At 74.2% G+C, this 9,586-nt stretch carries 9 protein-coding genes; 5 read left to right on the top strand and 4 right to left on the bottom strand.

Features of this window, described 5'->3' with window-relative positions:
* From ABWI04_RS40050 to ABWI04_RS40040, 3 genes are all read right to left on the bottom strand, one after another.
* On the bottom strand, positions 1 to 2,588 hold a 2,588-nt coding region (locus ABWI04_RS40050; protein ID WP_353835674.1), incomplete at its 3' end, for a trypsin-like peptidase domain-containing protein.
* The gene (locus tag ABWI04_RS40045; RefSeq protein ID WP_353835673.1) at positions 2,585 to 2,869 is read right to left on the bottom strand and encodes a trypco2 family protein; all 285 of its coding nucleotides are present in this window, start codon (positions 2,867 to 2,869) and stop codon (positions 2,585 to 2,587) included. The genes ABWI04_RS40050 and ABWI04_RS40045, both read right to left, overlap by 4 nt.
* 84 nt (positions 2,870 to 2,953) lie before the next feature.
* Positions 2,954 to 3,817: a CE1 family esterase gene (locus ABWI04_RS40040; RefSeq protein WP_353835672.1), complete on the bottom strand. Its 864-nt coding sequence runs from the start codon at positions 3,815 to 3,817 to the stop codon at positions 2,954 to 2,956.
* A 555-nt stretch (positions 3,818 to 4,372) separates the two neighbouring features.
* On the opposite strand from ABWI04_RS40040, the gene ABWI04_RS40035 reads away from it, so the two are divergent.
* Positions 4,373 to 6,019, top strand: a complete 1,647-nt coding sequence (locus tag ABWI04_RS40035; protein WP_353835671.1) for a long-chain fatty acid--CoA ligase — start codon at positions 4,373 to 4,375, stop codon at positions 6,017 to 6,019.
* Positions 6,020 to 6,037: 18 nt separating this feature from the next.
* On the opposite strand, the gene ABWI04_RS40030 is transcribed toward ABWI04_RS40035, so the two are convergent.
* Positions 6,038 to 6,640, bottom strand: a complete 603-nt coding sequence (locus ABWI04_RS40030; RefSeq protein ID WP_353835670.1) for a TetR/AcrR family transcriptional regulator — start codon at positions 6,638 to 6,640, stop codon at positions 6,038 to 6,040.
* A gap of 236 nt (positions 6,641 to 6,876) precedes the next feature.
* On the opposite strand from ABWI04_RS40030, the gene ABWI04_RS40025 reads away from it, so the two are divergent.
* The 4 genes from ABWI04_RS40025 to ABWI04_RS40010 form a co-directional block, all read left to right on the top strand.
* A complete protein-coding gene (locus ABWI04_RS40025) occupies positions 6,877 to 7,656 on the top strand; it encodes an ABC transporter ATP-binding protein (protein WP_353835669.1) in 780 nt (259 codons plus the stop codon).
* Positions 7,649 to 8,356: an ABC transporter ATP-binding protein gene (locus ABWI04_RS40020; RefSeq protein WP_353835668.1), complete on the top strand. Its 708-nt coding sequence runs from the start codon at positions 7,649 to 7,651 to the stop codon at positions 8,354 to 8,356. The genes ABWI04_RS40025 and ABWI04_RS40020 overlap by 8 nt, the downstream gene beginning before the upstream one ends.
* Positions 8,356 to 9,234: a branched-chain amino acid ABC transporter permease gene (locus ABWI04_RS40015; protein ID WP_353835667.1), complete on the top strand. Its 879-nt coding sequence runs from the start codon at positions 8,356 to 8,358 to the stop codon at positions 9,232 to 9,234. The genes ABWI04_RS40020 and ABWI04_RS40015 overlap by 1 nt, the downstream gene beginning before the upstream one ends.
* 3 nt (positions 9,235 to 9,237) lie before the next feature.
* Positions 9,238 to 9,586, top strand: a 349-nt coding sequence (locus ABWI04_RS40010) for an ABC transporter permease subunit (RefSeq protein ID WP_502913218.1), incomplete at its 3' end; no start/stop codon positions are given.

Below are 9,586 nucleotides of genomic sequence, written 5' to 3'. Positions count from 1 at the left end.
GGCCCAGGACGCCCTCGAACGCCACGCGGGCCCCGGCTATCTCGGAGCCGAGCCGACCGACCCCGCGGCGGTGCGGTACGCGCGGAACCGGGGCCCACCAGCTCCAGCGCCGCCGTGAACTCGCCCCGGTCGGCCAGCAGCCGCACGAGCTCGGCGAACGTGTCCCACCGCAGGTCGTCGGGCCCGAGGAGCCCCGCGAGGCGCTCGGCGTCCTCCCGCAGTCCCTGCTCGGCGGCGGCGCGGGCGGCGGCCGCGATGATCGGCCACTGGTACTTGCGGTCGGCGAACGAGCGGGCGATCCGCTCCACCGAGTCGCACAGCCCGGCGCGGGCGGCGTCGCAGGCCATGTCCGTCATCAGCTCCCGGCGCCGGTGCCGGGACGGAACCACGGAGGTGAAGAGCCGGGTGGCCTCGTCCAGGAGGGTCTCGGCGCGGGTGAAGCCGGGGCCGAGGGCCAGCGCGATCCGGGCCAGGGTCCGGGCCCTGCGCACCCCGCTCAGGATTCCGCCCGCCAGCAGCTCCGCCTCCTGGAGCCACAGCGCCGCCTCGGTCTCGGCGCCCGCCCGTCCCGCCGCCTCCGCCATGGAGATCAGGATGTTGGCCTTGATCGAGGCGACGGTGATGTCGCGGGCCATCCGCTCGGCGCGCTCCAGCTCGCCGAGCTCGGTCCAGGCCACCGCGATGACCTCGGGGTGGACGCGCACGGGCAGGCGCAGCTGGTCGCGCCACAGGGCCAGCACGTAGACCACGGCGAGGTCGGGCGAGTCCGCCGCGAGGAGCAGCCGGATCGAGTCGGTCAGCGTCAGCACGGCCGGCTCCACCGTCCCCGTCCGCTCCAGCAGGCGGCTCCAGCGGTCGGGCTCGTTGAGCCGCAGCAGGCGCTCCAGGTCCCCGTCGTCGGCCAGCGCCTGCGGGAACCGGTCCAGGAGGTACAGAGGGGTGTCGGCGGGCCAGCCGCCGGCCCGGTAGGTCTCGGCCCAGTCGAGCACCCGCGCCCAGAAGCCCGCCATCGCCTCGGCGCCGAGGCGCTCGGTGGTGGTCTCCCGGATCAGGTCGTGGGCGAAGGAGTAGCGGCCCCCGCCGTCGTCCTCCCGGCGCTCGACCAGGCGGGCGATGGTCTGCTCGACCAGTTCCCGGACGTCGTAGAGGTCCAGGCCGGTGAGCCGGGCGATGTCCTCGTCGGCCAGCCCGCCGCCGGACGCCGCCAGCAGCCCGAGCACCTCGCGGCTCGTCCGGTCGCGCAGGTGCTGCTGCAGGTCGCGCTCGGCGGCGTTGCGCGAGGCCCGCGAGGCCTCGTTGGCGGCGAGCGTGCGGCGCTCGCACCCGCGCAGCGGATGGCCGTCCGGGACGTCGGCGGGCACCTCGGGGAAGTGCCTGCTGGTCACCAGCACATGGCTGCCGGGCGGCACGTACTCGGGGAGCTGGGCCGCGACGCTGCTCTCGCGGTGCCGCACGTGGTCGTCCTCGTCGAGCCCGTCCACGATGAGCATGAGGTGGCGGCCGTCGGCGGTGACCCGCTCGACCGCGCGCTGCCACAGGTCGTCCAGGTCGAACGCGGTCGGCACGACGCCGGGTGTGGGCGTCTCGCCGACCAGCGGGGCCAGCTGGTCGGCGAGCGCGGCCCGGTAGTCGGCCAGCCGCGAGCCGGCCGACCGGGACACGAAGAACGCGACCGTGACGACGTCGGGGGCGGGGTCCCCGGCGAAGGCGGCGGCGAGCGTCGTCTTGCCGGCCCAGGGCTCGCCCACCAGCCACAGGTAGGGCGTGCCGCTCGTGGCGAACTCCTGGAGCCGGCCGAGCTCGGCGTCCCGGTCGGCGGGGTCGGGGCAGCGGGCCCGGAGCTTGGTGATGGTCGACCAGTACCGGGACCGGCGCAGGGGCGCCGACGGCCCCGCGGGCCCCGGGTCCAGCCGCACGCCCTCACCGTCGAGGAGCGCGTTCAGCCTCTCCCGGCTCGGCTGGGGCTCGACGAACTCGCCGGCGGTCCGCGGCCGGTGCGGTCCGGCGGCGCTGAAGACGCGGGAGGCGGTCAGCGGCCCGTCGGGCTCGGCCCAGCGCACGACGCCGACCAGCTTGCCGCCGACCAGGACGGGGCCTCCGGACAGCCCCCGGTACCGGCGGCCGGCGCGCAGCGGGGCGTCGTCGCGGTGCAGGTCGAGCAGGCCCGTCTTGACGTTGGCGCCCAGGAGGACGTCGCCGTCCACCTGGTCGACGTCGCGGACGCCGCCGAGCTCGCTCTCGCGGTCGTGGGAGGCGGGGAAGCCCCACGAGACGAACCGGGCGCGCCCGGTGCTCCAGGGGTCGACGTCCGCCAGCACCGCGGGGGCCACCGCGGGCAGCGAGCCGTCCGCCACCCGCAGCAGCGCCAGGTCGACCTCGGCGCCCTCGGCGGTCCAGATCCGCTCGGCGGCGACGGAGACCGACTCGTCCGGCGTGGCGAGCCGGACCGCCACCGGCCCGGGGGCGGCCACCACGTGCCGGCAGGTGAGCACCAGCCCGGAGGAGATCCGGTAGCCGGTGCCGTAGCCCTCCTCGCCCTCCCCGACGAGCACCTCGACGGTGCGCCAGCGTGGTTCGTCAGGGATCACCGGCCGGGCTTGCGGAGCCGGTCACCCACCTCGATCGGCTTGCCGTCGACGTGCGGATTGAGCGTGACCGCCACCCGGTGCGTGGTGGTCTGCGCGAGCTTGCCCGAGGCGCCGACCTCGACCACCCAGACCTTCACCTTGCCGTTGGCGCCGCCCTCCCGGACCACGGCGACCTCGAACTCGACCTCGACCGGCCCCACGCTGAAGCGGATCTCCTCGTCGGCGCCCTCAAGCTGAGCCCGCGCCAGGTCGTCGCGGATCGCTTTGACTGCCTCTGCCAAGCCGATTTCCTGCATTGCTCCCCATTACTCGTAAGTGGGGAGAGTTTAGCGCTTAGTAGCGGCACGACTGGAATTCAACGGAGGTCACGTCTTCGGCAGGGACGGCCTGTCCGCGAAGAACCTGGCCATGAGCTCGCTGGCGTAATCCGGCCATTCGTGGCCACCGCGCTGCCTGGTGCACAGCGCGACGACGACGGGGCCCGGGCCCGTGCCGACGCAGTCGTCCGGCCCGTCCGGCACCGGCCGCGAGAGCGCGGGCAGCTTGTCCACCCATCTCCAGAACTCCATGAGGAACCTGACGGGGATGAAGGGGAAATGGACGTCCGCGTCCATGTTCCCGCCGCCGTCATAGGGGACGGACGGGTCCCACGTCCCGTGGAAGGCCAGCACCGACACCGGCTTTCCGGGCGTGCAGCCGATCGCGAGCGCGCCGGAGACCACGGCGATCCCGGCGATCCTGTCCGACCGTTCGCACGCGTACCGGTACGCCATGCCGCCGCCGTTGGAGAAACCGGTCACGAAGACGCGGCGGGGGTCGGCGACGCCCTGCCGCACCAGCGTGTCGATCAGCTTGTCGAGGAACGCGACGTCGTCGACGCCGGTCCAGCGGGCGAACCAGCAGCAGGCCCCGGCGTTCCAGGTGCCGAGGAGCCCGTCGGGGTAGGCGACGGCGTAGCCATGGCGGTCGGCGACCCCGTCGAGCCCGCTCTGCCTGCGGACGTACTCGGCGTCGTTCAGGCCGCCGTGCAGCGCGACGATCAGCGGCAGCGGCCCCCCGGCCTCGCTTCCGGGCGGGACGTGCAGCAGGTAGGGGCGGTTCCAGTCGCCCATGGGAATGGTGTGCTTCGACGTTCCCGGGGCGTCCTCGGACGCTCCGGCGGGCAGGGGGTGGGCGATGAGCGTCGCGAGGAGCGCCACGATCATCGCCGCCCGCACGGCGATCTTCATAGCGTGATCTAACGCCCGCCGCGCCCCGCCGGGCTACGCACCGGCGCGCAGAAAAGTCCGGCCCTTTTTGGCGGCGGGCGCGCACGGAAGCTCCCGCGCGGGGCGGGTCACGCCGCGGCGGCGGCTGGAACTGGTCCGTCGAGGGAGGTCGTGCGGCGTCGTCCCAGGTGGACCAGCGCGGCGCTGACATGTGTGACATGCCGTGGGACGCGGGCGCTGTGGGAGGTGGGAACCGGGGCACGGCGGTGCCGGCGGGCTGCGAGGAGGGGAGCCCGCGCGTCAGCCGCACTCACCGGTGGCAGGACGGAGGGCCGGGCGGTTCCGCGGCGCCGGGGCGGACGCACGCGGGACCGCCCGGCCCTCCCGCGTTCAGGGCCGGGCCGCGGGGGCGGGAGCCCGTCCACGCGCGGAAGGCGGCGCCGGGCGGGGCGTCCCGCGAGGGATCGTTGACGGCGGGGCGTTGTCGAAAATATGGTGAACCGACCGGTCGGTATGTGCGAAATTGCGTGCGGTCGACCGTTCCTGTCGCCGCCGCGGGCCTCTCGGAGAAAAGCCATGATCCTCAGCACGATGCAGGACTTTCCGCTGTCGGTCGCCGCGATCCTGCGGCACGGGGCGCGCGTCTACGGGCGCAGCGAGTGCGTGACCTGGACGGGCGGCGGCGAGCCCCGGCGCGCCACCTTCGCGCGGATCGCCGGCAACGCCGAGCGGCTCGCGTCCGCCCTGGCCAGGCTGGGCGTCCGTCCCGGCGACCGGGTGGCGACGTTCTGCTGGAACAACCAGGAGCACCTGGAGGCGTACTTCGCGGTGCCCGCCATGGGGGCGGTCCTGCACACGCTGAACATCCGGCTGTTCCCCGAGCAGCTCTCGCACATCATCAACCACGCCGACGACCAGGTCGTCATCGTCGACGACAGCCTCGTCCCGCTCCTGGCGCGCGTCGTGCGCGAGCTGCCCGCCGTCGAGGCGTTCGTCGTCGTCGGGGACGGCGACGCGTCGGCCCTGGAGGCCAACGGCAACGGGGCCCCCGTCCTGCGTTACCACGAGCTGCTCGCCGCGGAGGAGCCCGGGTACGCGTGGCCGGAGGTGGACGAGCGCTCCGCCGCGTCGATGTGCTACACCAGCGGCACCACGGGCGACCCGAAGGGCGTGGTGTACTCGCACCGCTCCACGTTCCTGCACGCGATGGCCGTGCAGTCGGCGTCGCTGGTGGGCATCACCGAGGCCGACCGCGTCCTGACGATCGTGCCGATGTTCCACGTCAACGCCTGGGGCCTGCCGTACGGGGCGTTCCTGTCCGGGGCGACGCTGCACATGCCGGGGCCGTTCATGCAGCCGGAGCACCTCGTGAGGTTCGTCGCCGCCGAGCGCAGCACGCTCGCCTCCGCCGTCCCGACCATCTGGAACGGGATCCTGGCCCTCGGGGAGCGGGAGGAGATCGACCTGTCGTCGCTGCGGGCGGGCACCTCCGGCGGCGCCGCCGCGCCCCGCGTCCTGCTGGAGCGCTTCGAGCGAAGGTACGGGCTGCGCATCATCCAGGGCTGGGGGATGACCGAGACGAGCCCGCTCGGCGGCATGGCGTTCCCGCCGCCCGGCGTCGAGCCCGGCACCGACGAGGACATGTACTGGCGGCTGAAGTCCGGCCGCGTCGCCGCCGGCGTCGAGATGCGCATCGTGGACGACTCCGGCGCCGAGCTGCCGTGGGACGGCGAGGCCGTCGGCGAGATCGAGGTGCGCGGTCCGTGGATCACCGGCGCCTACCACCGCGACCCCGCGCCGGAGAAGTTCGACGACGGCTGGCTGCGCACCGGCGACATCGGCACCATCGACGACCGAGGCTTCTACCAGATCACCGACCGCGCGAAGGACGTCATCAAGTCGGGCGGCGAGTGGATCTCCTCGGTGGAGCTGGAGAACCACCTCATGGCCCATCCCGCCGTGGCGGAGGCCGCCGTCATCGGCGTCCCCGACCCCCGCTGGGACGAGCGCCCCCTCGCCTGCGTCGTCCTGCGCTCGGACGCGTCCGCCACCCCCGGTGAGCTGGCGTCGTTCCTCGCGGACAAGGTCGCCCGCTGGCAGGTCCCCGAGTACTGGACGTTCCTGGAGGAGATCCCGAAGACCACGGTCGGGAAGTTCGACAAGAAGCCCCTGCGCGCCCGGCACCGGGACGCGGCGCTCGAGATCGAGCACGTGGAGCGCTGACGGCCGGCGGGCCGTCCGCTACTTCTCCAGGCCGTGCAGGAACAGGTCCACGTAGTGCTCGCTGATGGCGGCCGTCTTGAGGCGGCCGCCCGGGCGGTACCAGGCGCCGATCTGGTGGACGGTGCCGAAGAAGAAGTGGACGGCGATGTCGGCGGGCGTCTCGGTGCGGAACGTGCCCTCGCGCTGGCCCTCCTCGACCAGGGCGCGGAAGCGCTCGTGGTAGCGGCGCCGCTCGGCGCGCACGGCCTCCCGGCGGTCGCGGGAGAGCAGGTGCGTCGAGCGGAAGAAGACGGTGAAGTCGTCCAGGTAGAGGAACGAGGTGTTGAGGACGTCGACGGCGGCGGCGCGGAGCCGCTCGGCGGCCGTGCCGGGACCGCTGGCGATCTGCTCCAGCCGGGAGGTCTGCAGGCCGAGGAGCCGGTGGTAGATCTCGTAGAGCAGGTCGTCCTTGGAGCCGAAGTAGTGGTACATGGCCCCCTTGGTCACCCCGGCGGCGTTCACGATCTCCTGGACCGAGGTGTTCTCGAAGCCCTTCTCGGCGAACATCCGGGTCGCCACGGCCAGCAGCCGGTCGGGCAGCGGCAGGGTGCCGGCGGTCCGGCCCGCGGGCGCCTGCGCCATCGACACCACCTCCGTCCGGGAGCGCCCCGGGGTCTCGTGCCGCCCCGGCGCGGCCGCCCGCAGATCGCCGATCAGCCTACCGCCCGGCGGGGATCCGCCGCGGCGTGCGCCGGGAGCGCCCGAATCGGCTGTTGACCGGAGCGCCCGCTGATTCTATCTTCGGTGAATCCGACCAGTCGGTATGTGCATTTGGGCCTCGGGGGATTCGCGCTGAATTATCGGCGAGGTGAGGCGACATGTCCGGCTCCTCCGCGACTCTGGAACTTCGAACGGTGACCGTCCGCTTCGCCGGACTGGTCGCATTGGACGGGGTGTCGCTCACGGCGCCCCAGGGCCGGGTCACCGGGGTGATCGGCCCGAACGGCGCGGGCAAGACGACCCTCTTCAACGTCGTGTGCGGGTTCGTCCGGCCGGAAGCGGGCGAGGTGCGCTGGCGGGGCCGGGTCCTCGGCCGCCATCGGCCGCACGACCTGACGCGGCTCGGCATCGCCCGCACCCTCCAGGGCCTCGGGCTGTTCCCGGGGCTGACCGTGCTGGAGAACGTGATGGTCGGCGCCGACCCGCACGCCAGGGCCGGGTTCTGGTCCGGCCTCCTCGCGCTTCCGCGCGCCGACCGCGACGAGGCGGCGCTGCGCGAGCGGGCCACGGCCCGGCTCGCGGAGCTGGGCGTCGCCGGCGAGGCCGCACGGCTGCCGGAGGAACTGCCCTACGGCGTGCAGAAGCGGGTCGCGCTGGCCCGCGCGCTCGTGGCCGAGCCCGACCTGCTGCTGCTGGACGAGCCCGCCGCCGGACTGTCCGCGGCCGAGATGGACGAGCTGGCCGGGCTGATCCGCGGGCTGCGCGGCGGGCCCGCCGTCGTCCTCGTCGAGCACCACATGGACCTCGTCATGGGCGTCTGCGACCAGGTCGTCGTGCTGGACTTCGGCAGGGTCATCGCGAGCGGCCCGCCGGAGCGCGTGCGCGACGACCCGGCCGTCCTCGACGCCTACCTCGGCGAGGAGGTCGGCGGTGCTTGAGGTGAAGGACCTCACGGTCTCCTACGGCGCGGTGCGGGCGCTCGACGGCGTCGGCCTCAGGGTGGACGAGGGCTCGCTGACCGCCGTGCTCGGCGCGAACGGCGCGGGGAAGACCACGCTGCTGCGCGCCGTCTCCGGCCTCCTGCGGCCCCGCTCGGGACACGTCGAGCTCGACGGCGCCGACATCACCCGGACGGCGGTCGAGGAGATCGTCCGGCTCGGCGTCGCGCACGTCCCGCAGAGCGGCGGCGTCATCACCGAGCTGACCGTGCAGGACAACCTGCGGCTCGGCGGGCTGTGGCGGCGCGACCGCGCGGCCCTCGCGCGCCGCGTCGCCGACATGTACGCGCTGTTCCCGGCGCTCGCCGAGCGCCGGTTCCGCGCCGCCGCCACCCTGTCCGGCGGCGAGCGGCAGATGCTCGCGCTGGCCCGGGCGCTGACCGGCGCGCCGCGGCTGCTGCTGGTGGACGAGCCGTCCCTCGGCCTCGCGCCGCGGGTGGTCGCCCAGCTGATGGCCGTGCTGCGGCGGCTGTGCGACGAGGACGGCCGGACCGTGCTGCTCGTCGAGCAGAACGCGCGCAGCGCGCTGTCGGTCGCCGACCGCGCCGTCGTCCTGGACCTCGGCTCCGTCGTGGCGGACGAGACGGCCTCCGCCATCGCCGCCGACGACCGCCTCCGCCACGCCTACCTGGGGTTCTGATGGTGCGCTTCCTCAATCTCACCCTCGCCGGGATCACCTCCGGGGCGGTGTTCGCGGCGGTCGCCCTCGCCCTGGTGCTGATCTGGCGCTCCACCCGCGTCGTGAACTTCGCGCAGGGCGGCATGCTGATGTTCACGACGTTCCTCGCCTGGAGCGTCATCGACGCGGGCGGCTCCTACTGGCTCGCGCTCGGCGCCGCCCTGGCGTCCGGGCTGGTGCTGGGCGCGGTCGTCGAGCGGGTCGTGGTGCGGCCCGTCGAGGACAAGCCGCCGCTGAACGCGGTGATCGTCACCCTCGGGCTGCTGGTGCTGCTGCAGGCGGCCGCGGGCATGATCTGGGGGGACACCCCGCACTCCTATCCGCCCGCCTTCACCATCAAGGGCCTGTCCGCCGGCGGGACGCGGCTGCTGCTGTCGCCGTTCGACCTGTTCGTCATCGGCGCCGTCGCCGCGGTCATGGTGCTGCTGACGCTGCTGTTCGTCCGCACCGACCTCGGGCTGCGGCTGCGCGCCTCGGCGTTCGCGCCCGAGATCGCCCGGCTCCAGGGCGTCCGCGTCGGCCGGATGCTGACCCTCGGCTGGGCGCTCGCCGCGCTCGTCGGATCCCTCGCCGGGGTGCTGATCGCCCCGTCGGTATTCGTCGGGCCCGCCCAGTTCGACGCGATGCTGGTCTTCGGGTTCACCGCCGCCGTGATCGGCGGGCTGGACAGCCCGGCGGGCGCCGTCACCGGCGGGCTGCTGCTCGGCTGCGCCCTCAGCTACGTGTCCGGCTACCTCGGCTCGGAGCTGGTCGCCCTCGGGGCGCTCGCCGCCCTCATCACCGTCCTGATGATCAGACCGAACGGCCTGTTCGCGACGAGCCCCGGACGGAGGGTGTGACCCGTGGCCGCCTCCGTGCGAAGCGCCCTGAGCCGCTCCACCCTGACCCGGCACGCGGCCGGCGCCGCCCTCGCGCTCGCCGCCCTGTACGTCCTGACCACGGCCGCCGCCCCCTACCGGGACCTGCAGATCGCGCAGGCCGCCTACCTCACCTGCGCGGCCGCCGGCCTGACGGTGCTGACCGGGCTCGGCGGGCAGATCTCCCTCGGGCACGGCGCGTTCATGGCGGTCGGCGCCTACACCGCCGCCCTGGTCATCGGGCACTGGGGCTGGCCGCTCGCGGCGGTCCTGCCGGCGGCGGCCGGGGCCACCGCCCTCGCGGGGGCGGCGGTCGGCGCCGTCGCCGCCCGGC

This window comes from Actinomadura sp. NPDC000929 (assembly GCF_040492065.1).
In the GTDB taxonomy this organism is placed as follows: Bacteria; Actinomycetota; Actinomycetes; order Streptosporangiales; family Streptosporangiaceae; genus Spirillospora; species Spirillospora verrucosospora.
This window is presented reverse-complemented; position numbering and strand designations above follow the sequence as displayed.